This window comes from Vibrio sp. 704, assembly GCF_033339295.1.
Genome location: NZ_JAWOUH010001067.1, coordinates 1 through 507 on the forward strand (window position 1 = coordinate 1; position 507 = coordinate 507).

The window sequence follows — 507 nt, forward strand, 5'->3', positions numbered from 1 at the left end:
TCTCGCCAAGCTTGCAGAATGTCTTGCGAATTGAGCTCAGAGTTCGACACGGGGCTGTCCATTTGTTCCCAGTTATTCTGATGTCCGATGGAGAGCACGTTATTCATCGCGTCGCTGCTGTGCAATACGCGGTGGCCAATGTATACCGATAAGTCGTATTTTAAACGGGTAGGGTAGTCGCGCATCCGTTTGTTGAGATAAATGGTGCCCGGTGGTTCCATGAATGACGTAATCAATTGCTTGGCGTTTACGCCCAATTCATCGATGACATCTTGAGGTGCTCGGTCAACCCAGCGGATATCCAAGCCCATACTTTTGGCAATGTCGATCAAATCCTCAACCGACAAATTAAGGCGCTTCAATCCCACTTCTTCGGCGGCACGTTCTAAATCAGGAAAATGGTTTTGATGGTTCTCTTGGTGCGCGCGGATCAGCAAGTGAGCAAATTGACGACCTGTGATCCCGGTTTGAGACAGCATTTCTGGAATAGCAATCTGAAGAATGTCA

1 pseudogene is annotated in these 507 nt (G+C 48.3%); it reads right to left on the reverse strand.

What is annotated here, in order from left to right:
• Positions 1-507: pseudogene (locus R7R24_RS30680) on the reverse strand (DUF3612 domain-containing protein); the annotation flags it as partial.